24 protein-coding genes are annotated in these 25,008 nt (G+C 50.6%); 13 read left to right on the top strand and 11 right to left on the bottom strand.

All coding sequences use genetic code 11. The annotated features are described in order from the left end of the window. Positions 1-6: 6 nt before the first annotated feature. From IPP66_23130 to IPP66_23165, 8 genes are all read right to left on the bottom strand, one after another. Entirely contained in the window at positions 7-840 is an 834-nt protein-coding gene (locus IPP66_23130; GenBank protein ID MBK9928171.1) for a phosphatidate cytidylyltransferase, read from the bottom strand. Further along, complete coding sequence (locus tag IPP66_23135) at positions 833-1,579, bottom strand: isoprenyl transferase (GenBank protein MBK9928172.1); 747 nt, start codon at positions 1,577-1,579, stop codon at positions 833-835. Before IPP66_23135 ends, IPP66_23130 begins: the two co-directional genes overlap by 8 nt. Before the next feature lie 36 nt (positions 1,580-1,615). Then, complete coding sequence (frr, locus tag IPP66_23140) at positions 1,616-2,170, bottom strand: ribosome recycling factor (protein MBK9928173.1); 555 nt, start codon at positions 2,168-2,170, stop codon at positions 1,616-1,618. A 174-nt stretch (positions 2,171-2,344) separates the two neighbouring features. Next, positions 2,345-3,061 (bottom strand): UMP kinase, encoded by a 717-nt coding sequence (locus tag IPP66_23145; protein MBK9928174.1) that lies wholly within the window; start codon positions 3,059-3,061, stop codon positions 2,345-2,347. Between the two features lie 77 nt (positions 3,062-3,138). Next, positions 3,139-3,744 (bottom strand): translation elongation factor Ts, encoded by a 606-nt coding sequence (gene tsf, locus IPP66_23150; protein MBK9928175.1) that lies wholly within the window; start codon positions 3,742-3,744, stop codon positions 3,139-3,141. 24 nt (positions 3,745-3,768) lie between these two features. Next, a complete protein-coding gene (gene rpsB / locus IPP66_23155; protein ID MBK9928176.1) occupies positions 3,769-4,650 on the bottom strand; it encodes a 30S ribosomal protein S2 in 882 nt (293 codons plus the stop codon). Between the two features lie 261 nt (positions 4,651-4,911). Then, positions 4,912-6,282: a chromosomal replication initiator protein DnaA gene (dnaA, locus tag IPP66_23160; GenBank protein MBK9928177.1), complete on the bottom strand. Its 1,371-nt coding sequence runs from the start codon at positions 6,280-6,282 to the stop codon at positions 4,912-4,914. A 468-nt stretch (positions 6,283-6,750) separates the two neighbouring features. Continuing rightward, complete coding sequence (locus tag IPP66_23165; protein ID MBK9928178.1) at positions 6,751-8,427, bottom strand: GAF domain-containing sensor histidine kinase; 1,677 nt, start codon at positions 8,425-8,427, stop codon at positions 6,751-6,753. Positions 8,428-8,578: 151 nt separating this feature from the next. Between IPP66_23165 and IPP66_23170 the strand changes: the two genes are divergently transcribed. From IPP66_23170 to IPP66_23205, 8 genes are all read left to right on the top strand, one after another. Next, positions 8,579-9,856: a hydroxymethylglutaryl-CoA reductase, degradative gene (locus IPP66_23170; GenBank protein MBK9928179.1), complete on the top strand. Its 1,278-nt coding sequence runs from the start codon at positions 8,579-8,581 to the stop codon at positions 9,854-9,856. A gap of 96 nt (positions 9,857-9,952) precedes the next feature. Beyond that, a complete protein-coding gene (locus IPP66_23175; protein ID MBK9928180.1) occupies positions 9,953-10,399 on the top strand; it encodes a hypothetical protein in 447 nt (148 codons plus the stop codon). 6 nt (positions 10,400-10,405) lie between these two features. Next, a complete protein-coding gene (locus IPP66_23180; protein MBK9928181.1) occupies positions 10,406-10,618 on the top strand; it encodes a hypothetical protein in 213 nt (70 codons plus the stop codon). 147 nt (positions 10,619-10,765) lie between these two features. Further along, positions 10,766-11,284, top strand: coding sequence for a hypothetical protein (locus IPP66_23185; protein ID MBK9928182.1), 519 nt, complete (start codon positions 10,766-10,768; stop codon positions 11,282-11,284). A gap of 28 nt (positions 11,285-11,312) precedes the next feature. Then, entirely contained in the window at positions 11,313-12,401 is a 1,089-nt protein-coding gene (locus IPP66_23190) for a hydroxymethylglutaryl-CoA synthase (protein ID MBK9928183.1), read from the top strand. A 172-nt stretch (positions 12,402-12,573) separates the two neighbouring features. Then, on the top strand, positions 12,574-13,545 hold the full coding sequence (locus tag IPP66_23195; GenBank protein ID MBK9928184.1) for an acetylxylan esterase: 972 nt from the start codon (positions 12,574-12,576) through the stop codon (positions 13,543-13,545). A gap of 24 nt (positions 13,546-13,569) precedes the next feature. Further along, the gene (locus tag IPP66_23200; GenBank protein MBK9928185.1) at positions 13,570-14,073 is read left to right on the top strand and encodes a hypothetical protein; all 504 of its coding nucleotides are present in this window, start codon (positions 13,570-13,572) and stop codon (positions 14,071-14,073) included. A 30-nt stretch (positions 14,074-14,103) separates the two neighbouring features. Then, positions 14,104-15,264 (top strand): thiolase domain-containing protein, encoded by a 1,161-nt coding sequence (locus IPP66_23205; protein ID MBK9928186.1) that lies wholly within the window; start codon positions 14,104-14,106, stop codon positions 15,262-15,264. 35 nt (positions 15,265-15,299) lie between these two features. On the opposite strand, the gene IPP66_23210 is transcribed toward IPP66_23205, so the two are convergent. Both IPP66_23210 and IPP66_23215 read right to left on the bottom strand, forming a co-directional pair. After that, positions 15,300-15,683 carry a hypothetical protein gene (locus IPP66_23210; protein MBK9928187.1) on the bottom strand — a complete coding sequence of 128 codons (384 nt, stop codon included), beginning with the start codon at positions 15,681-15,683 and terminating at the stop codon, positions 15,300-15,302. Continuing rightward, positions 15,668-16,234 carry a sigma-70 family RNA polymerase sigma factor gene (locus IPP66_23215; protein MBK9928188.1) on the bottom strand — a complete coding sequence of 189 codons (567 nt, stop codon included), beginning with the start codon at positions 16,232-16,234 and terminating at the stop codon, positions 15,668-15,670. Before IPP66_23215 ends, IPP66_23210 begins: the two co-directional genes overlap by 16 nt. Before the next feature lie 237 nt (positions 16,235-16,471). On the opposite strand from IPP66_23215, the gene IPP66_23220 reads away from it, so the two are divergent. Together IPP66_23220 and IPP66_23225 are read left to right on the top strand one after the other, a co-directional pair. After that, positions 16,472-17,797: a DUF4097 family beta strand repeat protein gene (locus IPP66_23220; protein MBK9928189.1), complete on the top strand. Its 1,326-nt coding sequence runs from the start codon at positions 16,472-16,474 to the stop codon at positions 17,795-17,797. A 52-nt stretch (positions 17,798-17,849) separates the two neighbouring features. After that, on the top strand, positions 17,850-18,185 hold the full coding sequence (locus IPP66_23225) for a hypothetical protein (GenBank protein MBK9928190.1): 336 nt from the start codon (positions 17,850-17,852) through the stop codon (positions 18,183-18,185). Positions 18,186-18,228: 43 nt separating this feature from the next. Here IPP66_23225 and IPP66_23230 read toward each other — a convergent pair whose 3' ends face one another. After that, entirely contained in the window at positions 18,229-19,932 is a 1,704-nt protein-coding gene (locus IPP66_23230; protein MBK9928191.1) for a sugar phosphorylase, read from the bottom strand. A 153-nt stretch (positions 19,933-20,085) separates the two neighbouring features. On the opposite strand from IPP66_23230, the gene IPP66_23235 reads away from it, so the two are divergent. From IPP66_23235 to IPP66_23245, 3 genes are read left to right on the top strand one after another with little or no spacing between them, the layout of a single operon-like run. Further along, on the top strand, positions 20,086-21,426 hold the full coding sequence (locus IPP66_23235; protein ID MBK9928192.1) for a glycosyltransferase family 4 protein: 1,341 nt from the start codon (positions 20,086-20,088) through the stop codon (positions 21,424-21,426). Next, positions 21,423-22,649 (top strand): glycosyltransferase family 4 protein, encoded by a 1,227-nt coding sequence (locus IPP66_23240; GenBank protein ID MBK9928193.1) that lies wholly within the window; start codon positions 21,423-21,425, stop codon positions 22,647-22,649. The genes IPP66_23235 and IPP66_23240 overlap by 4 nt, the downstream gene beginning before the upstream one ends. Continuing rightward, positions 22,646-24,994, top strand: coding sequence for a glucosyl-3-phosphoglycerate synthase (locus IPP66_23245; GenBank protein MBK9928194.1), 2,349 nt, complete (start codon positions 22,646-22,648; stop codon positions 24,992-24,994). The genes IPP66_23240 and IPP66_23245 overlap by 4 nt, the downstream gene beginning before the upstream one ends. Positions 24,995-25,008 lie beyond the last annotated feature (14 nt).

The raw sequence follows: 25,008 nt of genomic DNA on the forward strand, positions 1-25,008 counted from the left end.
CCTCCGTTACAGGATGAGATATTGGATCAGAAAATAACCGATTGCCACTCCCCATATCCACGAGTCGATGCGGTCAAGAAAACCGCCGTGCCCGGGGAAAATATTACTCGAGTCTTTCATTCCACTCTGACGTTTCAACATACTCTCACCAAGATCGCCCAATGGCGCCAGCGCGCCGATGGCAAGTCCTAGCAAGGCTCCCTGCAAAGGGTTGATCAATCCATGTAAAGGTTGCGGTCCCGTTTGCATCGAAGAAAAAGCATACGCAAAGAACGCACCAACGATCACAGATGTAAAGATGCCCGCGAAGTATCCTTCCCAGCTTTTCTTGGGGCTGAGACGCGGCGCCATCTTATGTTTGCCATAGACCGAACCGATTGAATATCCGCCCGTATCCGCCGCCCACACAAGCGGTAGGATAAGCATAAGCCACCACAAGCCTAATTCATTGTTGATAAGCAAACGCAGGTCCAGCAAGTACGAGCCGAGCCAGCCGATATACACAATACCCGCCACCGTGATACCAAAATCAAGGGCGGCTTGATCGCGTCCGCGCTCAAAGGCAATGAGGTGGACTGTCATTGCCAGAAGGATCAAACCGACAAAGATGGGAATCGCGACATCGGCAAAAAAGAAGCGTGCAGTGACTAGCACAAGCACGCCTCCAACGGTGACCATTTCATTTGGTTCGTGTTTAACCGCCCGGTACAAGCGGACGTATTCCCACGCCCCGCCGACCAAAAATGTCCCCATCAGCAAATAGTAAAACACCCCGCCGTAAATGATCGCGGGCAACCCCACAACACCCATCGCCAAAGCGGTCATGATACGCCTAGGCATTCGAAGCCTCATACTCATTCGATGAGACTTTTCCATACCGGCGGTCACGTTGGGCAAAGGTTTCCAGCGCACGGCGATATTCTTCCTTGTCAAAGTCTGGCCAATACGTAGGTGTCACGTACCATTCTGAATAAGCGGCCTGCCAGATGAGGAAGTTGCTCACCCGCAACTCGCCCGATGTACGAATAATGAGATCGGGGTCAGGCACGCCCGCAGTGTACAGATAATTATTTACCAGCTCATCGGTCACGTTCTCGGCAGGAATACCATCGTTGATGATCTTCTGAATGGCATTGACGATCTCATCGCGCCCGCCATAGTTGAACGCAATATTCAAGATTAAGCGGTCGTTGTTCTTTGTCGACTCTATCGCAGAGAGCACCTTCTTTTGAAGCTTGGGAGCCAGGCGCTCCAAACGGCCGATATGACGTAACTGCACGCCTTCTTTGCTCAACTCAGCCAGTTCCTTGTCGATCACATCTTCAAGAATAGACATAAGTCCGCGCACCTCTTCCATGGGGCGTCCCCAATTCTCAGTGGAAAAGGCATAAATGGTGAGGTACTTGACCCCGAACTCTACAGTTGAGCTAATAACACGGCGCAGGTTCTCTGTACCGGCTTTATGACCTGCCAGACGAGGCAGGCCGCGTGAAAGCGCCCAACGCCCGTTGCCATCCATAATCATGGCAACGTGGCGTGGAAGCTTATCTGCGGGAATGGTATTGGAGGAGGTTGGCATTAACAATAAGACCGTGTATGCGGTGCGTGAGCCCGCTTACACTTCCATGATTTCTGCTTCTTTTTTCTTGCCGTGTTCAGCGACTTCTTCCACGTACTTATCGGTCAGTTTCTGAAGGGCTTCTTCGCCACGTTCCAAATCATCCTCTGAAACGAGTTTTTCCTTTTCAAATTCGCGCATGTCGTTGTGTACATCCCTGCGGATGTTGCGGACAGCGATGCGGGCTTCTTCAAGGCGATGGTGCATCTGTTTCACAAGGTCACGGCGGCGCTCTTCCGTGAGCGGAGGCAAGTTGAGGTGGATGACTTTGCCATCGTTGTTGGGATTCAGGCCCAAGTCCGAGGATTGAATCGCTTTTTCGATCGTCTTGATCGTGGAGGCATCGAACGGTTTGATCATCAACGAACGCGGTTCAGGAACGCTGATCGAAGCCAGTTGTTGCAGGGCCGTGGGCGTCCCATAATATTCAACCATCAATCGTTCAACCAAGGTGGGGCTGGCGCGCCCAGTGCGAATGGCCGCCAGATCATTATTTAATGCAGAAAGCGCCCCTTTCATTCTGGATTCAGCATCGTTGAGCAAATCTTTTATCACCACAGTCTCCTGAAATTTGAAAGTTATGTTGATGTTAAGGATACACCAAAACCATGAAAATTGCCATGTAAGCCGCTTGCTCTGAGAGCCTTTGGCAAAACATGAGAGACTCTCAGGGATAAAAACAGGAGAGGCTGGGCCTCTCCTGTTGGCAGTAACACACGACCCATCCTAATCGCGGACGATGGTTCCTACAGCCTCACCCCGGAGTGCAGATAAAAGGGCATTCGGATCCCACAGGTTGACAACCAGAATGGGGATCTTATTTTCCATACAATGAATGACAGCGGTCTTGTCCATCACTTCCAAACCGCGATTGATCACATCAATATATTTCAGTTCATCAAACTTTACAGCATTCGGATTTTTCTTCGGATCAGAGTCGTACACGCCATCCACTTTTGTGGCCTTAATGACCACTTCCGCATCGATCTCGGTCGCACGTAAAGCGGCGGCTGTATCGGTCGAAAAGAACGGATTCCCCGTCCCGGCGCCAAAGATGACCACACGTCCCTTTTCAAGGTGACGGGTGGCACGACGACGAATATACGGCTCAGCAATAGCTCGCATCTCAATGGCCGACATCACACGCGTATACACGCCATCTCGTTCGAGGGCATCCATCAAGGCCATGGCATTCATCACTGTAGCCAACATGCCCATATAATCGGCTGTGGAACGGTCCATACCGCGTTCCAAGCCCTGTTTGCCGCGCCACAGGTTACCAGCCCCGATCACAACGGCAATTTCCAGTCCAGTCTCATGGACGTCCTTGATGCGCTTGGCAATGGCTTCGGCCTCGTCCACGTCGATGCCAAAGCCCGCTTCGCCGCCCATTGCCTCACCACTCAACTTCAAGAGAATACGTTTATATTTGAATTGACTCATATCTCTCCTTTGATTGTATGCCACCCATCAACAGGGCGGTTTATAAAAATGACCAACCCGAAGGTTGGTCATTTCGATTAATTATCCAAACTTTCGCCTAGCTCCCATCGCTGGAAGCGGCGCACAATTATGTTCTCGCCGATGGCGGCCACTGCTTGAAGGATCAACTTCTCCACAGTGACAGATTCATCGCGGATGTAAGCCTGACGGGAAAGCACGACCTCATCCTTGAACTTCTCAAGCCTGCCCTGAACGATCTTCTCATGAATGGCTTCGGGCTTGCCTTCCTCTTTTGCACGAGTACGGGCAATTTCCGATTCATGTTCCAAAACAGAAGCAGGGATATCCTCAGCCTTGAGGTAGCGAGGCGCAGATGCGGCGATCTGTAAGGCAAGTTCGTGAGCCAATTCGCGGAACTTCTCTGAACGCGCCACAAAGTCGGTCTCGCAGTTCACTTCGACCATCACACCCACGCGGCCACCGCCATGTGAGTACAGTTCTACAACGCCTTGTGAAGCATCGCGGTCAGCGCGCTTGGCCGCAGTGGCCATGCCTTTTTCGCGGAGCCAATCCACAGCCTTTTGATAGTCACCGCCAGCTTCGGTCAGTGCCTTACGGCAATCCAGCACGCCTGCATTGGTAGCGGCGCGCAATTCTTTGATCATTTCAGTCGTGATTTCCATCGAACTATTCCTTCTTTGTTCCTGTTACTCAGCAGCAGGGGCATCTGTCCCAGCGACAGTAGTTTCATCATGTGTAGCGTTCAACTTGGCCAGTGTGGATTGACCGAGCAGATCGCCTTCTTCTAATTCTTCATTAAGTTCAACACGGCGGGCAGGCTTGCGAGCAGACTTCTCTGCAGGAGCTTCCAGCGCCTGATCTCTGGCTTCCATCTCGTCATCCTTGCGGGAGGCTTTGCCTTCAAGAACCGCATCAGCGATTTTGGCGACCAACAGCTTGATGGCGCGGATCGCGTCATCATTGGAAGGAATCACATAGTCCACGTTTTGGGGGTTGCAGTTTGTATCCACCAAAGCAACGATCGGGATGTTGAGCAAGTTGGCTTCATGCACAGCGGAATACTCACGACCTACATCGATGATGAACAGCAGGTCAGGGCGGCGCTTCATGGTGCGCAAGCCTTCCAAACGAGTCTGCAAACGAATGATCTCGCGCCCAACCAACAAACCTTCCTTCTTGGTCAGGTGTCCGAGCTCACTGTTATCGCGCATCTTCTCAAGGCGTTCCATTTCCTGAACGCGGGCGTGCATCGTATTCCAGTTCGTGAGAATACCACCCATCCAGCGCTCGGTCACAAAAGGCATACCGCAGCGGACAGCCTCTTCAGCGATCGTTTCCTGCGCCTGGCGCTTGGTGCCGACGAACAGAATGGTACCGCCAGCGGCCACAGTGTCACGAATCACATTGTAGGCCTGGTTCAACAACTTCGAAGTCTGTTGCAGGTCAATGATGTGAATACCGTTACGCTCTGTGAAGATGTACGGTTTCATACGGGGGTCCCACTTATTGGTTCGGTGCCCAAAGTGAACACCGCTCTCAAGCAGGGCTTTCATAGAAATAACAGCCATTTTTCTCCTTACAACTCTGCCTTCCAACGCGCACAAAGTGGCGTGAGACAGAATGAGTTTAGTGGGAATTGATAACCCACTCAAGGACGCTTATTGCCCGTCCTAGGCAAGATGTGTGGCGCTTTGAGCGCCACGGCCCACAGTATAACACAGGATTTTGGGACTCACGCCTCGTTCTTAACCGAAATTTGCTTCTGTCCGAGCCACCTTTTCCTACACTCATAAAAAAAGCCCCGAACTTCTTCGGGGCAATGGAACTCACTAAATCACAGCGGCCTGACCATATAACTGCTGTTTGACACTTACCACCCGCCTTCGCAAATCTGTTTTTGTTTCGATCTCGTTGGCGATCTTTTCGATGGCATACATGACAGTGGTGTGGTCACGTCCACCAAGCGCCTCACCGATCTGTGGAAGAGATGCATTCGTCTCTTTGCGCAAAAGGTACATGGCAACCTGACGCGGCTGAGCGATCTTTTGGGAGCGGTCACGCCCGAGGAGCAGGTCAACCGTGGTCTGCCACTCTCTGGCTACCAACTCGATGATCTTTTCGGGCTCCACATCACTGCGTTGCGGAAGCAGGTCCGCAAGGGCCACTTCCACAAGGTCAGGCGTCAGGGACGAGCCGCTTAAATCAGCAAACGCGAGAATACGGTTTAAAGCGCCTTCCAACTCACGGATATTTGATTGCACGCGTTCAGCGATCAAGCCCAACACTTCATTGGGCACATTGCGTCCTGTCCGTTCCGCCTTTGTGCGAAGGATCGCAAGGCGGGTTTCAAGGTCAGGCGGTTGGATATCAGCAGTCAACCCCCACTCAAAGCGGGAGCGCAGGCGTTCTTCGAGCGTGATCAAGGCCTTGGGCGGGCGGTCAGAAGAAACAATGATCTGCTTATCCTGTCCGTGAAGCGTATTGAAGGTATGGAAAAACTCTTCCTGCGTGGATTCCTTGCCGGCAATGAACTGAATATCGTCCACCAGAAGCACATCCATTGAACGATACTTCTCACGAAAAGCCTGGGTGGTGTGCGTGCGGATGGCAGTGATCAGATCGTTCGTGAATTCTTCAGAAGACACATACAAGACCTGCAAACCACGCATCTGACAGGCATTCCCGATGGCGTGAAGCAAATGGGTCTTGCCGAGTCCCACTCCCCCATACAAGAAAAGCGGATTGTAGGCACGTGCAGGCTTCTCAGCGACCGCAAGACAGGCCGCATGCGCCAAACGATTGCCAGAACCCACGACGAACGCGTCAAAAATATAGCGCGGATTCATGCGTGAGTTACGGGAAGGCGCTTCGTAAGAATCAACAGCCTTCGGGGCGGCCTGAATCGAGGCTTCTCGAATAGAAGAAGGCGCCTCGTCCACGATCCGCTCGATTTCATTTCCATGAACGATAAAGCTCACGTCCACAGTGGAATTAAGAATGCCGACAAGCAAACGGTTCACGGTACTTGCGAGACGGCTTTCAAGCCAATCTCGGGCATATGCATTGCGTACCCCGATGGTGAGGGTTCCTTCATTATAGGAAACGGGCTTGGTATCCCGAACCCATGTATCGAAGGAGGCGCGTGGCATTTCCATTTGAAGTTGTCCAAGTACTGATTGCCATGCTTGTTCAGCGTTCATAAATGCTCCGTTGCGATGGTAATAGAGAGTGTCGAATAAACCCGCCCTATGAGCGGCTCATTTTGAGGGTATTTTCTTGTAAGACTTACTTTGGGTCGTAAAGATGCGTATCGAACTTACATCATAATTTCAGCGTGCACACATTCTAGCAGAGAGTCATATAAAATAACAACACGTAAAGCCTACGTTTGTTTTAAAACTTCCGTTTTTTTAAGGTCGCTCAACGTTAAAGATTCAATTTGTAAAATTTGCATTTTTCATTTTTTAATAGAACACTCGTTTCAGCCATCTATCCATCGAAAAGTTATCCACACCCCCATATATGGGGTTTAAAGAGGCATTTAAACAAAACATTGCAAATGTGGATGTTTGTTCTTAAAGAAACCTCTTGCGCTAAAAAATTAATGGCTTGTTAACGAGCATCAAGAATCTGTGACTCAAAGTTAAAGAATCGTTTTATATGTTGTTTTATCGATGCACATCACGTGGAACCCATACAAGAATCGTTGTTCCCTCACCCGGTGCTGATGATATATCCACTTCACCACCGGCTGAACGTGCACGAGTCTGCATGTTTGCGAGTCCATGACCGATGTTAGCGTTCATTGATTCCATATCGAAGCCTAATCCATCATCATGAACCTCCATCAACACACGTTCATCAGTTGCCCATACTGCAATTTGAACCTTTTTTGCCTTTGCATGCTTGGCCGCATTGGCTAAAGACTCTTGACATATATGAAACAACGCCAAAGAATGGCTTTGCGATAACTCTTTTAGGTCTGATTCGGGCTCTGTGAGATGAACTTCAGCAAAAGTATTGGCTCTATACTCAGCAATGAGACGTTTTATACCGTTGATCAAGCCATCATTCCCTAATTGACGAGGTCGTAGATCCAAAATATAGGAACGTAAATCGCGAATCGCTTGATTCAAACCATCAATCGCGTGCTTCACACGCTTATTTGCATCGTTCGGATCATCTTGAATCGAATGAAGAGCACTCTCTAACGATAAACCCACGCCATAAATAGACTGAATGATGCCATCATGCAGGTCCATACCGATACGATCACGCTCTTCTAACACTGCTAAACGTCGCGCATTGGAATGTAAGCTCGCATTTTCGATGGCTAAACCTGCCCAATTGCCTACAGCCGCCATCATTTGCACGCTTCGATCATCAATTGGCTCTGTGCTAAGCGATGCAACGCTCATGACACCCATCAAAGTATCGCCTGAAAGTAAGGGAATACAGACAATCTGGCGAAATCCTGCCTTTACAACAGCATCGCGTAAAAAACGGACATCATTTGCAATGTCGGTGCTGATCCATGGCTTGCGAGTTTCAGCCACAATACCAACATAACCTTCTCCATACTTGAACATATTGCGCGTCCAGAAGGCTTCTGCGGCCTGACCACGATGTAAAACCATGCGAAGAGTGGTCTTATCCTCTTCCAGAAGGAAAATTTCGCCTGCTTCGACCTTCATGTAGTTCATCACAAGCGCCAGAGTCTTATTAAGTATCTCGTCCAGTTCCAGGCTTGAGGTCAGAGTTGACGCGATGCCGTTCAACAGGGACATATCCACGTTGCGACGGGTCAAAGCCAGGTCACGTTCCCGCATCTGCTCCATCATACGAGCGTTCTGAATGGCCGCCGCCGCATACGTTGCCAGCATTTGGATGATCTTTTCATCATCCGCAGTAAATCCAGGGGCATCCTTCTTCTCAGTCAGGTAGATCTGGCCAAGTTGCGTATCGCCTGCACGGATCGGTACCCCCAAAAACGAAGCCATATGTGGATGATTGACAGGGAAACCAATCGAGCGCGGGTGTTTCTGAAGGATCGGAAGGCGCAAAGGCTCATTGGCATTCATCAACTCCCCGATCAACCCCTTCCCCACAGGTGGATGAGCAATACGATTGATCTGTTTCTCGGTCATCCCGACAGAAATAAACTTTGCAAGCTTACCTTCATCGTCCAGCACACCCAAGGCGGCATACCGTGCGTCGACTTGTTCACACGCCACAGCCGCAATACGCTCCAATAAATGTTCAAGCGAAACATCTTTCACCAACTCAAGGCTGGCGGCATGTAATGCGATCAAACGTTCCTGTAATTGTTCACGAGTCAATAACATGATCCAAATTATCTCATATAATGCTCACAGTCACAAATTATGAAAGTGACAGGATAAATGTGATAGATTTTGGTAGAAGACGAGAATACAATATACAAGGTCAAGCCAAGCTCGCTGTACTCTGTGGCTAAACAAAACCAAAGGTGACAACATGACAACTTCCCGCATTTCTGGCTTTTACAACATGACTCTCGAAGACCGTCGCGCGCAACTCACGGACGCCGCGGCTCTGACTCCCGAAAGCCTGCTCCCGTTTACTGCGGGCGGACTCTCCCCTGAGGCCGCTGACCACATGATCGAAAATGTCATCGGGTTATACAGTTTGCCACTTGGAATCGCGCTCAACTTCCAGGTCAATGGACGCGATGTTCTCGTCCCAATGACTCTCGAAGAGCCATCCGTTGTTGCAGGCGCTTCGTTTATGGCAAAACTCGCCCGTGCCGGCGGCGGATACACCGCAACAACCACCGATCCGCTCATGATCGGGCAGATGCAAGTCATCAATGTCACTAACTTACACGAAGCGAAGTTCAAACTATACGAACACAAAGCGGAATTATTAGCCGAAGCGGACTCGATTGACCCCATCCTCAAGAAATTTGGCGGTGGCGCAAGGGACTTGGAGGTCCGCATCATAGAAGACTCCCCCATTGGCGGCTTCCTCGTTGTTCATCTCATCTATGATGTCCGTGATGCGATGGGCGCGAACGCGGTCAACACAGCTTGCGAACGCTTAGCACCAAGAATCGAAGCCATAACAGGCGGGAAAGTCCATCTCCGCATCCTCTCCAACCTCGCGGACAAACGTATTGCTAGAGCAAGATGCACAATTCCCGTAAAGGACTTGGCGTTTGACGATTTTTCAGGTGAAGAAGTGCGTGATGGCATCATCGCCGCCTATGCCTTCGCCGCCGTGGACCCGTACCGAGCCGCGACCCACAACAAAGGCATCATGAACGGCGTGGACTCGGTTGTCATCGCCACAGGCAACGACTGGCGCGCCATAGAAGCGGGCGCACACGCGTATGCCGCTCGTTCAGGCAAATACACGTCACTCTCCACTTGGGGCAAAGACGAGGACGGTAACCTCGTGGGCACACTCGAAATGCCTATGGCTGTTGGAATCGTCGGTGGTGCAACCAAGGTCCACCCTGCCGCACAAGCCGCAGTCAAACTCATGGGCGTCAAAACGGCATCCGAACTCGCAGAGATCATCGTCTCAGTGGGACTTGCCCAGAACATGGCGGCGCTCCGTGCCCTAGCTACAGAAGGCATCCAACGCGGGCACATGTCGCTACACGCACGTCAAGTCGCCATCGCGGCAGGTGCCAGTGGAGAATTGATCGAAAAAGTCGCTGCGCAGATGGTGGCAGAGAAGGTTGTGAGGATTGATCGTGCGGAAGAGATTTTGAAGGGTTTGCAATCGTAGGGGCGTGGTCCCCACGCCCTTGTGTTGGAATCAAAATTCCTATCAAATGAAACATTCACAGGTTATTGGGCGACGAGACGTCGCCCCTACGAAACCATGAACGACACCCTTCTCTGGCAAATCCGCCACTTCGTTTATCAACACTTCGCGGACACAACCCGTGCTCCCAGCGCAGACGAAACCGCCGCGCACTTTAACATCTCAAAAGAAGAAGCAAGCGAATACTACAAGGAACTCCACAACCGCCACGCCCTTTTTCTTGACCTTGAAACCTTGACCGTCCACATGGCAAACCCATTCTCAGGCATTCCCACAGACTTCAAAGTCCACGCGAATGGCAAGACCTATTTCGCCAACTGCGCCTGGGACATGCTCGGCATCCCGGCCGCCCTCCACACGAACGCAGTCATCGAAACCGTTTGCACAGAGAGCGATGAGTTAGTAAAACTTGAAATAAAAGATGGGCAAATTACCAATAACCAATTACTTGTGCATTTCCCCATCCCCTTCGCCCGCTGGTACGATGACCTGATCTTCACCTGAGCGACGATGCTTCTCTTCCAGTCGGAAGAATGGATTGACAAGTGGTGCCAACGAAACAATCTCGAACGCGGAGAAGTTCTCACCATCCATCAAGTCTGGGAACTTTCAAAGTTGTGGTATTACAACCGCCTGTCACTGGAGTATCATGGACGAAGCACCGAACAGGTTGCAGAGATTTTCAAGCAAGTTGGATTGAAGTCAAAGTTTTGGTATGTGTGAGCCAAGACTTCCGAAGTCTTTGAGACTTCGGAAGTCTGATAGCAAACAAGTAAACACGTCAGCTTCTGTCCGTGAGTCCGTGATAAAGTCCGTTTGGAAAAGCAAGCAGGATTGACGTCTAAGTTTTGGTATGCGTAAAATTACTTTATGAAAAATGAAATTGAAGATACTCTAAAAGTTTTAATCGGCTTGCCTTTGTGGGATGCAGGACGCGCTGCGAGTCTTGAGTGGTTTAGTTTTGGCTGGCAACGCAATACTATCACCATGCGAAACGGAAAGACTAAGGTCGTCAGTGATTATTCATTGCATACAGAAGCAACTTGGCACATCGTGAATAACAAAAGAATCGTAGTAGCATCACAAGACCGCCTATATCCCGCTGGAGAAAATCCTTATAAAGATTTATCGGATTTTGATTGGGATAAACCTGGCGTTAATCGGTGCGACGAAAGAATAAGCCAGTTTATAGAAGAGCACAAAGAGTCGCCTCTTGTTGTGCAATCTTTAGAAGCGAACGATCTGGGAGGACTTAAACTTTATCTATCCAAAAAAACTATTCTGGAAATATTTCCTGCTTCGTCACTTGATTGTGAATATTGGCGATTCTTCGAGCCAGAAAATACAACAAAACATTTTGTTATAACTGCTCACGGTATAGAAGATTAGGAATTATCCTTTGAAAGAAGGTTCTTAAATGACAACCCCACACAATCACACACACTCCCCCACCCTCCTCAAACCCGTCAAGCCTGTCGGCATCGTTGGCTACGGTGCGTACGTGCCACGGTATCGTCTGCCCGCGAAGGAAGTTGCGCGCGTATGGACAGGCGGCAAAGGCGGCGGACTTCCCATTAAAGAGAAAGCTGTCCCCGGGCTCGATGAAGATGTCATCACGATGTCTATTGAAGCGGCGCGCAACGCCATGAAACGCGCACAAATTGACCCGACTGAATTGCGGGCGGTTTGGGTCGGGTCTGAGTCCCACCCTTATGCGGTGAAGCCAACCTCCACCTTAGTCGCTGAAGCGATTGGTGCCGTCCCCAACACGCAAGCCGCCGATTGGGAATTCGCCTGTAAAGCGGGCACCGAAGCATTGGTCGCCGCGATGGGCTTGGTCGGCTCGGGCATGGGACATTACGCCATGGCAATCGGCATGGACACTGCACAAGGCAAACCCGGCGACGCGCTCGAATATACTGCGGGCGCAGGTGGCGGTGCATATATCGTCGGTCCCGCCGAAGAGTCGCTGGCGATCATCAACTCATCGTATTCCTACGTCACCGACACGCCCGATTTCTGGCGGCGTGCCGATGCCAAGTATCCCGAACACGGCATGCGCTTCACGGGCGAGCCCGCCTACTTCAAACACATCACCGAAGCCGCCACGCATCTCATGGAAGCCTCAGGCACCACCGCCAAAGATTACAAGTGGGCAATCTTCCACCAGCCCAACACCAAGTTCCCGCAACGCGTTGCATCGGAACTCGGATTCAAAATGGAACAGATCGAACCTGGCCTCCTCGTCCCTGTGATCGGAAATACATATGCGGGCGCGGCCATGATCGGACTCACAGCGACTCTCGACATCGCCCAACCCGGCGATCGGATTCTCTGCGTCTCTTTCGGAAGTGGAGCTGGTTCCGACGCCTTCGACATCACCGTCACTGATAAAGCGCCGCTCCGCGCAGGTCTTGCAATGAAGACACAAGAATACATCGCGCGCCGGTCAGAAATTGATTACGCCACATATGTGCGCTTCCGTGGCAAGTTGCAAATGAAGTAAAGTTAAAACATGTCGCTGCGAGGCGCTCTTGTTCTTTGCCGAAGCAGTCTCCTCGTAACAGGAGATTGCTTCGTCGGGAAAAGCAAGAGCCCTCCTCGCAACGACATGAGGTTACTTACACGTCATACAACATTCTGCATTCATCATTCACCATTCATCATTTAGGAGTCCCATGGCATTCTTCGACCTCCCACTCGACCAACTCAAGACCTACAAGCCAGAACGCACCGAACCGGCAGACTTCGATGCATTCTGGAAATCCACTTTGGATGAAGCGCGCAAGCATCCGCTCAACGCAACATTTGAGCGCGTTGACTATGGACTCGCCGCGCAGGAAACTTTCGATGTCACCTTCAACGGCTTCGGCGGACAACCCATCAAAGGCTGGTTGATCCTTCCCACACAACGTTCGGGCAAGTTACCCTGTGTCGTTGAATTCATCGGCTACGGTGGCGGGCGCAACTTCCCCACTGACTGGCTCCTCTGGGCAAGCGTGAGATACGCCCACCTCATCATGGATACCCGCGGACAAGGCGGCACATGGTCAACAGGTGATACACCCGATCTTTACGCCGAAGGTGGCAGTCCGCAATTCCCGGGTAGTATGACCAAAGGCATTCTCGATCCCAAACATTACTTCTACCGCCGCGTCTTCACCGATGCCGTCCGCGCCATCGAGACAGCACGCTCTCACCCTGAAGTGGACGCAACCCAGATCGCCGTCACTGGCGGCTCACAAGGCGGTGGTATCAGCATCGCCGCCGCAGGACTTGTCCCTGACGTAGTTGCCGCCATGCCCGGTGTACCGTTCCTTTGTCACTATCGCCGCGCCACAGAGATCTCGGATGGCTATCCATATAAAGAGATCGCCGAGTTCTGTCACGCCCAACGCGATAAGGTCGATGTAGTTTTCAATACGCTTTCCTATTTCGATGGCGTCAACTTTGCCGCACGCGCCAAAGCAAAAGCATTATTCAACACCGCTCTAATGGACCAGATCTGCCCGCCTTCAACCGTCTTTGCCGCATACAATCACTGGGCTGGCGAAAAGGATATCAAGGTCTATCCGTACAACGGCCACGAAGGCGGCGGAACCTATCAGACAATTGAGAACATGAAGTTTTTGAAGAGCATTTGGAAATAACCATCTTGATCTGAGGAAAAGTACATGTTACCGGAAACCATCCAACTCGAAACCCTGCGCCAGAAAATCGAAGATTCGGAGTACGAGGCCGGAGATAAAACAGACTATCTCAGCTATGGCAAGCCCAATGCGGCGCAGGCAAAACAAGCCAAGGAATTGATCGAAAGGCTCAACCAAGAGAGCAAGTCCGCCAGAGCAGAATTAAAGCAATTGCTCACTACTCTGCGAGCCCAACACCCCCAGGCTGTTGAGGAATGGGTCGAGTATCATCTTGGTATTCTGCAAGTGATCGTCAATGAAAAGACAGAAGCCGTTATTACGCCTCGCAAAAATGTGGCCAAAGAGACGATCCAAAATTGGGAAAAGGTACGCGCGGGCGAGATCGAATATGTAAATATCAACTGGCATTTTTTGAAAGACTACAAAGCCAGTGTCAGGACGATCACAAATCATACAGATCCCAAAGAAGCTGGGCAAAGTACCAGTAACAACAAGTCCGCCAAATCTTGGTGGCCGTTCGGGAAGTAATCCAAAAAAGAAAATGGAAATTCTCTACAAATGACAGACGTAGTAATTGCAGGAATTGGACAAACAGAAGTCGGCGAGCATTGGGAGATCGGCCTGCGTGAGCTTGCCTTCGCCGCGATCAAAGACGCGCTCAAAGATGCGGGCGGTCTCAAACCGCAAGCGTTATTCGTTGGCAACATGCTCGCACCGAATCTTTCCAATCAGGCGCATCTCGGCGTGTTGCTCACCGATTACGCAGGCTTGCTCGGTATCGAAGCCGCCACGCTCGAAGCCGCGGGTGCATCGGGTGGTGCGGCCTTACGGCAGGGCTATCTCGCCGTTGCCAGTGGTATGGTGGATGTTGCCCTCGTTGTCGGCGTGGAAAAGTTCACTGACAAAGTTGGTTCGGGTGTTGAAGAGGCACTTTCTACTGTGAGCGATTCTGATTTCGAGGCCGTCCACGGCATGACGCCCACCGCTCAAGCCGCGCTCCTCATGAAACGCTATATGCACGAAAACGATGTCCCTAAAGATGGTTTCGCTGGATTTGCGATCACCGCACATGCCAACGGAGTTGCCAACAAACGCGCCATGTTCCGCAAAGCCATCAAGCCTGAGACATATGCCAAAGCGGAGATCCTCAGCGACCCGCTCAACATGTTTGATATGGCTCCCAATGCGGATGGCGCGGCCGCGCTCGTTCTGACTCGCCGCGAGTTGCTTCCGTCCGATTGGCATAACCCACTCGTGAAGATTTCTGGCTCCGCCGCTTCGTCAGACACATTGGCACTGCACGACCGTAAGGATGTGTTGTACTTCGACACTGCACAACTGTCCGCAGGTAAAGCGTTGAAGCAAGCGAATATCATACTTGAAAACATCGACTTGTTTGAATATCACGATACATTCAGCATCTATGCCGCATTACAACTCGAGGCTGTCGGCTTTGCGATCAAAGGCAGAGGCTGGAAGCTCGCGGCTGATAATGAAATTGGATTGAAGGGAAAGATTCCCTGCGCCACAATGGGAGGTATGAAGGCACGTGGATTTGCAGGCGGGGCCGCAGGTGTGTATCAGGCCGTCGACGCAACGATCCAGCTTCGGGGTCAGGCTGAGGCGAATCAAGTCGCGGGAGCAAAGACCGCGTTGATACAGTCCCTTGGCGGACCCGCATCTACGGCGATCAGTCACGTCCTGCAAAGCTTGGATTAACAGACGATGGACGATAGACCATTGACAATGATGGTCTATCGTCTACGGTCCACGGTCATATTGATCAAGGTGGGAATTGTAAAAGCGGAAAGAATCGCCGCCAACCCAAACATCGTCGCAGGGACGAGCCAACGGGCGTTCACTAAATAATCTTGATACAACAGAATCCCTTGAACGCGAAGTTTGGCAAGCATAATGGGCGGAAGACTCTGCACCGCAAAGAACAACGCTCCAAGAGATAACGCAATGACCAAGCCCAATACAAGATCGTTCCATGTGAAGAGCGCGGGACGCTGATTTGTGTGGATGCGTGCCATCACATCGACAGTGACACTGCGCGGCATGGACGCCAGCGGCTGAGAGTTGAGTGCGTCTTCGATGAGCGCATCTTCTTGTTGTGGAGTTAAGCGATGATCCATGAGTCCTCCAATTGAGCGAGCGTTTTGCGGAGTTGTTCCTTCGCGCGGAAAATACCCGTTTTGACAGTACCAAGCGGCAGGTTAAGAGTCGAGGCGATCTCGTCGTAGGATAGTTCGTTCTGGTAGCGAAGAGTAATCAGCAGTTGGTAATTGGTGTCGAGGTTTTGAATCGCCTGACTCAAGCGTTGTCTGGTTTCATTCGATTCAAACTCAGATGCAGGGGAATTGAAGTGCGGTTCGGGGATATCTTCCATCACATCATCGCCAAGGTCATTGAGGGAACGACGCAAATTGGGCAGGCGGTTGTAGCAAAGATTCGTCACGATGCGATACAGCCACGTGCGAAATTGCGACTGCCCCTTGAAGTTGGGAAGCGCCGTCCACGCACGGACAAAGGTCTCTTGTGTGAGGTCGAGCGCTTCGTTCTCGTCCTTTACAACACGCATGGCAAGGTTATAGACGTAACGTTGATGCGCATCCACAAGGGAAGCAAAGGCATCATGATTGCCTTTCTGCGCCTTCTGGATCAGGGTGGTTTCGGTATCTGCCATACGGTCTCTACAGGGTTAGACAGGGGAAAACGGAAAAAGTTTCAGGCTTCGCCGACCATAGACCATGGACAATAGACGATGACCACTGCTCCATGGTCCACGGTCTATGGTCCATCGTCCAAATGTGAAACTTTTTCGCAAACCGCCTGTCAAACGTAGTGACAACATATAATGCCCATTGCGTTTACAAAATGCACAATTTATAAACACAACGGGTATAACACAAGGAGAACGAAAATGAAAAGACCTATTGTAATAACCCTTTTAGTATTGGCACTATTGTTTGTGCTTGCGGGCATTGGCGGGGTGGTATTCTTTGCCACACGCGGTAGTGGGGATTTCTTCACTGGAAGAATGACAGATCATGCCACCATTGAAGAGAACAAAATTCTCAAAGTGGATGCGGAAACCCCAGTCAAATTGAAAGTAGTTAATGGGGCAGGGAATGTCACGATCATCGGTGCGGATGTAACAACAGTTCAGGTCGATGTGGTAAAGACCGCTTACGCCACATCACAAGCTCGCGCAGACGAGGAAGTAAAAAAGATCAAATACGATATTGATCAAGCTGGCAACACCATTACGCTTACATATGAATACCCCACCATACGCACCAGCCCGCCCAATATTCCCACATTTAACACTAATTCAGACACCGTGGATTTCGTTGTCACTGTTCCTACTGAAGCAACAATTGACATTAACACCAAACTAGGTGAAGTGAGTGTCACAAGCATCAAAGGGAATGTCGCAATTGACAATAGCTTTGGCGATATAAGCGTACAAAATATCGAAGGCGCGCTGACGGTCTCGAACAACAGCGGCGAGATAGAAGCCACAGGCATCAAGGCTGGCTCTGACAATATCGAATTGAATTCAGACTTTGGCAACATCACCCTTGAACAAGCCAATGCCGCCAATATCACCTTCGACTCAAATAGCGGCAAGGTTACGCTCAAAGATGTCAATGCCACAGGTGACTTCTCCAGCAATTCCGATTTTGGCGACACAAAGTTCGAGAATGGCACCGCCGCATCGGTCACCATTGAATCCAAAAGCGGCAAGGTCGCATTGACCAAGGTCAAAGTTAGCAAGCTCATCAAAGTACAGGATGATTTCGGCGATATCACATTGACACAGGCCATGGCCACATCGTATGACCTGCACACCAACAGCGGCTCAGTCACAGTGGATGGCGCAAAAGGCACACTCAAAGCGTACACAGATTTCGGCAACATCGAAGTTACAAATGCCCAAGCTGTCACGCTCAACCTTGTGACCAAGAGTGGCAGTGTTGAATTCAGCGGCTCGCTTGGCACAGGCCCACATACAGTCGCGACCGATTTTGGCAACATCACACTCGCTCTGCCCACCGACTCAAAACTGGATGTGGATCTCAAAACCGATTTCGGCAAGATCAAATCAGATCTACCCATCACGGTCACAGTAACGGGAAGTTCAAGCAGTGATAAGGAAGAGATCGCAGGAGCCGTCAACGGCGGCGGCGCACAACTCACAGTCAAAACGAACAGCGGCAGCATCAACATCAATGCCATGAAGTAAAATTACAGGGCGTGGAAAAAATCCACGCCCTGCTTTTTCGAAAGGAACTCTCATGGACGGACTCATCCCCTGCCTTGGCATCGTCACCATACTCATCATAATTTTCGGCTTCCTCGCTTTCCTGCGTTACATGAACTACAAAGAAACCCTCGCCCTCGCCGAAAAAGGTCTCACCAAACCCGAAGGCAAACCAACCAGCAATCTTTTACGTTGGGGGATCGTCATCTCTGCACTTGGATTCGCACTCTCAGTCGGACTCTACCCGATCGGCTTTGGTTCTGGCAACGATTACCCGCTTCACCTCGGACCGTGGATGTTGGGAGGCTTCGTCCCGCTTTTTCTTGGCCTCGGGCTGATTCTCATTCACTATTTGACAGATAAGAATTGATAATTTGGATTCAGCCAGCTTGCTGGCGTATTGCAGTAGCAAGCTACTGCATTCCATAGTTAACATCCAACCACATGGATTGGTACGGCTTTAGCAAAAGTTTCCCATCCACCGAACGGTTCGTGAACAGATCACGGACCGTTTTGTTTATGGGGTTCTCAATCTCCAATTCTTGCACCGTAACATTTTGCAAGCACAACACTTGTTTCGACTCATCAGGAGAAGTTCGCAGAACAGCAAATATCCCCTTACCCACATCCAAAACTTTTTGTCCACCATGCGGGTCAAACGCGGACGTGGATGAACGTGCGGTCAACAGCTCACGATAATGAGTGAATACTTTTGAGCGGAGAGAGTTTGCATCAGCCAATTGTTTTTCCAGATCGACTCGTTCCAATTTCTGGCGATTGATCGTGCGGTTATGTTTTGTCTGCCCCACGCCTTCTTTCCAATTACGGGAACCAAACAAACTGTGGAAGTAAATGCCAGGCATACCAACGATGGTCAGCATAATCGCCTGCGCCGCCATGAAGCGATCCACTTGCAGATCAAGAGACTCGTCACTGGCTGGGTCGGATAGTGCGTCGAAGTAATTGATGTTCATCTCATACGGGCTCTTCGTCCCGTCACTGTTATGTTTGTACGAGATCAAGCCACCGTGAGCGAGAGTCTGTTCGACGAGGGAGTCAATGTCAGTGTTAGATAAGATGCCTCGAGCAGGATTCAGCCCCACCCCGTCATGTGAGGCGAGGAAGTTGAAAAAGGTCGTTCGGTCAGAGGGAAGTGTCAGACTCGAAGCCCATCCAGATAAAACGCTTGCATCGCCCGTGCGGAAGGTGTGAAGGACAAGCGGCGGTAATGCAAAATTGTAGACGAGTTGCGCCTCATTCTTGCCATCACCAAAATAGGAAATGTTATCGGTATGCGGAACGTTGGTCTCGGTGATGAGGTAGACATGCGGGGCAACATCATCGAGAACGGCGCGCAGGAGTTGAATGACAGCATGCGTTTGGGGAAGATGAATACAGGTTGTTCCGATCTGCTTCCAGAGATACGCGATGGCATCAAGACGGATGAACTGCACGCCACGTTGGGCATACATGAGGAGAACATCGAAGATCTCAAGCAAAACATCGGGGTTTTTAAAATCGAGATCCACCTGATCGGCGCTGAAGGTCGTCCACACTTTGCGTTTGCCTGCAGTGGTTTCGTATTCAGTGAGCAACGGCAACGCACGCGGGCGGACAACTTGCGAGAGATCGGGGTCGCCTTCGACCGTGACAAAATAATCGTTATACGGCTTTTCGTTCTGCAAGAATTTCTGAAACCATTCCCCCTGCGCGGACATATGATTGATAACACCATCGAACATCAAGCGAAAGTGTTTGCTAAGTTCTTCGACATTCTGCCAATCGCCAAGGGCAGAATCCACCTCACGATAGTCTTTGACCGAGAAGCCATCATCTGACGACCAGGGATAGAACGGCAAAATGTGAACACCACCCATGACACCGCGCAAATGTGACTCGCAAAACTCAGCGAGTGTTTGCAGATGTGCCTTTCCTTTTTCCTGCACCTGATCGCCATAAGTGATGAGAAGGGAATCGCGTTCACTCAACGAAGCGTTCTGCGGTTTCGAAATGCGACCTCGATAACGGTCAATCAATTTCAATAAACGTGGTTCAATCTGCGATGCAAGTTCGACATTATAAATTTGGGCGAGTAATGTGGTATAAAAAGTTTGCATAATGTATTGTACTGCAACAATTTTAGGGGACCTTTCATGAACAACATTACGCGAGGGTGCTTCGCACCTCTGGTTCGATTCATTTACCCATATAGGCGACCGCAGTACACAAAAGACACAATATTAATAATTTAAAGAGGAGATAACATCACCATGACACTATCAAGACGCATTGGCTTTATATCCACACGTTTTGCAGGGACAGATGGTGTATCACTGGAAACATCCAAGTGGGCAATTGTCCTTGAAAGAATGGGACATCGATGCTTTTACTTTGCTGGCGTTTGTGACCGTCCAGAGGAGGTCAGTTACGTGGTGCCCGAAGCTTTTTACCGCCACCCAACCATTCATGCCATCAACGAGCAGGCGTATCAAGGCACATGGGGCAGTTTGCATGAAGGACGTCAGAGACACCCTGAGATCGGGGAATTGCATCAGGATTTCTTTTCGGTATACATTCGCCCCGCCACCGTCACACAGCGCATCCATGAGTTGCGGTTCTACATCAAAGAGGAGCTTTACAAGTTTGCGCACAAATTCAAGCTCGAAGCGCTCATCATCGAAAATGCCAGCACCATCCCATTGAACATCCCGCTAGGGCTTGCGATCACAGAGTTCATTGCTGAGACGGGCTATCCAGTCATTGCACATCATCACGATTTTCATTGGGAACGTCAGCGTTTCATGAACAACAGCGTGCGAGATTATCTGGCAATGGCCTTCCCGCCCAACCTGCCATCCATTCAACATGTGGTCATCAACTCGATACAAGAACATCAACTCGCCATGCGCACAGGGGTCGCCGCCATGCAGATTCCCAATGTAATGGATTTCGACTCTCCCCCTCCGCCTTTGGATGAGTACACAAAAACGGTTCGCGCGGACCTTGGGCTTGCTCCTGATCAATATCTTATTCTTCAGCCGACACGTATCATTCAACGCAAGGGCATCGAACATGCCATTGAGTTGACGCGCCGCCTCGGCCTGCCCGCAGAGTTGGTCATCTCACATGCGGCTGGCGATGAAGGGACAGATTACGAAAAACGTGTCCGTGAATTTGCGGCATTTCTGGATGTCAAAGTTAATTTTGAGTCGGCAGTTGTCGGCGAGGAAAGAGGCGTCACACCTGAGGGAAGGAAGGTCTACACACTGGGAGATGTGTATCCGTATGCAGACCTCGTCACGTATCCATCCTCCATTGAGGGATTTGGAAACGCATTTCTCGAGGCTGTGTACTTCAAACGTCCCATCGTGGTGAACAATTACTCCATTTACGAAGCGGATATCAAGCCGAAGGGATTCAAAGTGGTCGAGTTCGATGGCTACATCAGCGAGAGGACTCTGGCAGAGACACGTTTCGTCTTGAAGAATCCCGAGTTGACCGCTGAAGAATCAGAACACAACTTTGAGTTGGCAAAACGCTACTACTCATTCACCATGCTCGAAAGAAGGTTGGGACATTTGCTGGCAAACTGTTTTGGAGAGTACGCATGAAAATTTCGTTATTGCATTATTCATCACCGCCCATCGTGGGAGGCGTGGAAAGTGTGCTGGCACATCACGCCCGCTTGATGATGAGCGCAGGCCACGAGGTGACAATCCTTGCAGGGCGAGGTGAGCAGTTCGATGAAAGGATCAATCTGAAGATCCTGCCAAAGTTGGATTCCCGTCACCCTGATGTAATGGAGGTAAAGGGCTCGTTGGACGTTGGTAAATACACACCCGCCTTCGACAAACTGCGTGACGAGATCAAAGTGGAGTTGTTTGAAGCTCTCAGAGATTGCGATGTGTTGATCGCGCATAATGTCGCTTCGCTATCGAAGAACCTCGCACTGACAGCAGTTCTGCACGAAGGAAGCCAGAGTCCTAACTTCCCCAAACTTATTTTGTGGCATCACGATCTGGCATGGACAACGCCACGTTATCAAGATGAGTTGCATGATGGGTACCCGTGGGACTTGTTACGAACGTATTGGGAGGGTGCATCACAAGTTGTTATCTCCAAACTGCGACAGGATGAACTGGCTGAGTTGTACGGGATCGCAAGAGAATCGATTCACGTTATTCCCAACGGCGTAGATTTGAATGCCTTCTTCAAGTTCGAGAGCAAGACCATCGAGTTGATCGAGAGGTTGAACCTGATGGAGGCTGACCCGCTCTTTCTTCTGCCTGTCCGCCTGACGACGCGTAAGAACATCGAGCTCGCCATTCAAGCGATGGCTGAAGTGCGTAAGGATTTTCCCAAAGCGATGCTGGTGGTCACAGGGCCAGAAGGGCCACATAACCCGAAGAATAAAGCTTATAGAGAAAAACTGCTTTCGATGCGGGATGCATTGGAGTTGCAGAGCACTGTCCATTTTTTGGCAGAAGTGACGAACGAGTTCATGCCCGATGAGGTCATCGCAGATTTCTATCGCATTGCCGATGCGCTGTTCATGCCTAGCCACGAGGAGGGATTTGGCATTCCTATCATCGAGGCGGCATTCAGTAAGATGCCCGTCTTCTGCGCGGACATTCCCGTCCTACGTGAACTGGCGGGAGAGGACGCAACGTATTTTGATCCAGATGCGAATCCGCTTGAGGTGGCGAAGCAGATCAAAGTCAGGTTGGAGGCGGAAATTACGTCAAGGTGGGGACGAAAAGCAAAACACAGTTATTCATGGGGACAAATCTATGCAAAGCATATTGTCCCGTTACTTGAGGAGGTAATCAAATGACAAAAAAGATCCGTTCAATCAAGACAGCGATGGTTCCCATCGGCGTTGGCACGGAGGGAGAGAATGCGCTGGCACTGGCACACAGCGTCGCAGAAACGGTGATCGTGGTGGGAGTTGTGACAGTTGACGACGAGAATGAGGTCGGGGAAAGCATGGTGGATGCAAGAAAGATCCGTAAACGCCTGCTTTCGTTAGGCAGGGACGCGAACACACGCTTTAAAGCATCGGTGATCGCTTCTTCAGAGCCGTGGCACGACCTACAGAAAGTGATCCGGGATGAGGAGCCTGATATTCTGATCACTGAATGGGAGAATGGATACACAAGTTGGGGTGAACCTATCTCGACGATACTCATGAACCCTGTTTGCGATATTGCCATTATTCATGGAGAATTACCCGAACCACCCCGGCGTGTGATGGTTACTGTGCGCGGTGGCCCTTATGCAGAACTGGCATTGCAGGTGGGCATGGGCTTGGAAGCACAAGATCTCGACATGTTGCATATCAACATCAATGGCGCGAACACCGACGCTCCATTCGTGGGGATGCAAAATATTGTGAAGCATCTCCCCGAGGTAAACCTGCGAAGGGTTGTAGGAGATGATGTGTCGCGTGTTATTGCGGAAGAGGTAAAGGGATACAACGTGATCGTGCTGGGAGCAACCGCCAGCCGCGCGGTAAGTGCATCGACCTTAGGTCCCATCGCAGAACAATTGCTGAACGACCCATCCACGACCGCCATTATCGTTAAATCACGCCGCCAGATGAACGAACATGTTCTCGATGAAAGCGTGGGTGAGAAAGCTATTTCGGTATTGGTAAATAAATGGTTCAGGGAAAATACATTTCACGCCAATGAGTTCGCCGATCTTGAATTGCTTATGGATTTAAAAGAAAAGCAGGGTTCCACTATCAGCCTGGCCTTGCCTGCGTTGAATGAAGAGGAAACTGTCGGCAAAGTGGTGGATACGATCCGAAGTGCCTTGATGCAAGCCGTGCCGTTACTGGATGAGATCGTACTGATCGATTCCAATTCCACTGACCGCACACGTGAGATCGCCAAAGAAATGGGGTTGCCCGTTCACATCCATCAACAAATATTGCCCAACTACGGAGCACGACGTGGCAAAGGCGAAGCGTTATGGAAAAGCCTGTTGGTCACCAAGGGTGACATCATCGCATGGATCGATACCGACATCATGAACATCCATCCACGGTTTGTGTATGGCATCATCGGTCCACTCTTGTTCAATCGCAACATCCAACTTGTCAAAGGCTTTTATCGCCGTCCACTGCGGGTCGGCGACCAGATCCAGGCTGGTGGTGGTGGACGCGTCACCGAACTTACAGCGCGTCCATTGTTGAATCTCTTTTACCCTGAACTCTCGGGCATCATTCAACCTTTATCGGGTGAATACGCAGGTCGGCGGGAAGCGCTCGAAAGAGCAACCTTCTTTTCAGGCTACGGCGTGGAAACAGGACTCATCATAGACATCTTCGAACAATTCGGTTTGGGCGCCATCGCACAAGTGGACTTGCTCGAACGCATCCATCACAACCAGGAATTGGAAGCGCTTGGCAAAATGTCCTTTGCCATCATCCAAACTGTTCTGCGAAAACTCGAGCCACGTTTCGAACGTTCTTTCATCAAAGACATCAACAAAACAATGAAGATCCCCAAATACAACAAGGGACATTACGACCTCGCGGTTGAACAGGTGGCAGAACGGGAACGCCCCCCCATCATCACCATCCCTGAATACAATGAAGTTCACAAAAAGGTCACACGCCTCTGCCTTGTTCGTCATGGGCAGACTGATTGGAATCTCGAGGGCCGCTATCAGGGTCAAAGCGATGTGCCTCTCAACGATAATGGAAATGAACAGGCAAGATCGCTCGTTGAAAAACTCAGAGGTAAAAACTTTTCCGCCATCTATACCAGCGACCTTTCGCGAGCCCGCGAAACGGCCGAACCAATTGCCAAAGCGCTCAATATCCCGTTGCGCGTTGAGCCACGCCTGCGCGAGATCAATCAGGGAGAATGGGAAGGTCAATTGGTGGATGACCTCAAGACACGGTATACGGAACTCTGGGAGAAACGCGCCGTTGACCCTGCCAATGTCCGCCCGCCCGGAGGTGAAACCGTCGGCGAGGTGGCAGAACGTGTTTACGCGGCACTCAACGATGTTGCACGACAATTCCCCACTGGTAACGTGCTTATCGTCTCACATGGTCTCTCCATTGCAACCGCCATCTGCCGCTCGAAAAACATCCCTGTAGGACAGGCCTACACCGTCATCCCCGATAATGTAAGACCTGTGTGGATGGATTGGAAATTGGATTAAGAATCCGCTTCGGG

Origin of the sequence: Candidatus Defluviilinea proxima (assembly GCA_016721115.1) — a bacterium.
GTDB classification, from domain to species: Bacteria; Chloroflexota; Anaerolineae; order Anaerolineales; family Villigracilaceae; genus Defluviilinea; species Defluviilinea proxima.

What these genes read in the sequence shown, in the direction of transcription:
- IPP66_23235 (MBK9928192.1), top strand. Translation starts at nt 20,086, where the DNA reads ATGACACTATCAAGACGCATTGGCTTTATATCCACACGTTTTGCAGGG.
- IPP66_23215 (MBK9928188.1), bottom strand. Translation starts at nt 16,234, where the DNA reads ATGGCAGATACCGAAACCACCCTGATCCAGAAGGCGCAGAAAGGCAAT.
- IPP66_23145 (MBK9928174.1), bottom strand. Translation starts at nt 3,061, where the DNA reads ATGAGTCAATTCAAATATAAACGTATTCTCTTGAAGTTGAGTGGTGAG.
- IPP66_23220 (MBK9928189.1), top strand. Translation starts at nt 16,472, where the DNA reads ATGAAAAGACCTATTGTAATAACCCTTTTAGTATTGGCACTATTGTTT.
- IPP66_23185 (MBK9928182.1), top strand. Translation starts at nt 10,766, where the DNA reads ATGAAAAATGAAATTGAAGATACTCTAAAAGTTTTAATCGGCTTGCCT.
- IPP66_23200 (MBK9928185.1), top strand. Translation starts at nt 13,570, where the DNA reads ATGTTACCGGAAACCATCCAACTCGAAACCCTGCGCCAGAAAATCGAA.
- rpsB (MBK9928176.1), bottom strand. Translation starts at nt 4,650, where the DNA reads ATGGCTGTTATTTCTATGAAAGCCCTGCTTGAGAGCGGTGTTCACTTT.
- IPP66_23210 (MBK9928187.1), bottom strand. Translation starts at nt 15,683, where the DNA reads ATGGATCATCGCTTAACTCCACAACAAGAAGATGCGCTCATCGAAGAC.
- IPP66_23175 (MBK9928180.1), top strand. Translation starts at nt 9,953, where the DNA reads ATGAACGACACCCTTCTCTGGCAAATCCGCCACTTCGTTTATCAACAC.
- IPP66_23165 (MBK9928178.1), bottom strand. Translation starts at nt 8,427, where the DNA reads ATGTTATTGACTCGTGAACAATTACAGGAACGTTTGATCGCATTACAT.
- IPP66_23195 (MBK9928184.1), top strand. Translation starts at nt 12,574, where the DNA reads ATGGCATTCTTCGACCTCCCACTCGACCAACTCAAGACCTACAAGCCA.
- IPP66_23225 (MBK9928190.1), top strand. Translation starts at nt 17,850, where the DNA reads ATGGACGGACTCATCCCCTGCCTTGGCATCGTCACCATACTCATCATA.
- IPP66_23170 (MBK9928179.1), top strand. Translation starts at nt 8,579, where the DNA reads ATGACAACTTCCCGCATTTCTGGCTTTTACAACATGACTCTCGAAGAC.
- IPP66_23130 (MBK9928171.1), bottom strand. Translation starts at nt 840, where the DNA reads ATGCCTAGGCGTATCATGACCGCTTTGGCGATGGGTGTTGTGGGGTTG.
- IPP66_23135 (MBK9928172.1), bottom strand. Translation starts at nt 1,579, where the DNA reads ATGCCAACCTCCTCCAATACCATTCCCGCAGATAAGCTTCCACGCCAC.
- IPP66_23230 (MBK9928191.1), bottom strand. Translation starts at nt 19,932, where the DNA reads ATGCAAACTTTTTATACCACATTACTCGCCCAAATTTATAATGTCGAA.
- IPP66_23245 (MBK9928194.1), top strand. Translation starts at nt 22,646, where the DNA reads ATGACAAAAAAGATCCGTTCAATCAAGACAGCGATGGTTCCCATCGGC.
- IPP66_23190 (MBK9928183.1), top strand. Translation starts at nt 11,313, where the DNA reads ATGACAACCCCACACAATCACACACACTCCCCCACCCTCCTCAAACCC.
- dnaA (MBK9928177.1), bottom strand. Translation starts at nt 6,282, where the DNA reads ATGAACGCTGAACAAGCATGGCAATCAGTACTTGGACAACTTCAAATG.
- IPP66_23205 (MBK9928186.1), top strand. Translation starts at nt 14,104, where the DNA reads ATGACAGACGTAGTAATTGCAGGAATTGGACAAACAGAAGTCGGCGAG.
- IPP66_23180 (MBK9928181.1), top strand. Translation starts at nt 10,406, where the DNA reads ATGCTTCTCTTCCAGTCGGAAGAATGGATTGACAAGTGGTGCCAACGA.
- IPP66_23240 (MBK9928193.1), top strand. Translation starts at nt 21,423, where the DNA reads ATGAAAATTTCGTTATTGCATTATTCATCACCGCCCATCGTGGGAGGC.
- tsf (MBK9928175.1), bottom strand. Translation starts at nt 3,744, where the DNA reads ATGGAAATCACGACTGAAATGATCAAAGAATTGCGCGCCGCTACCAAT.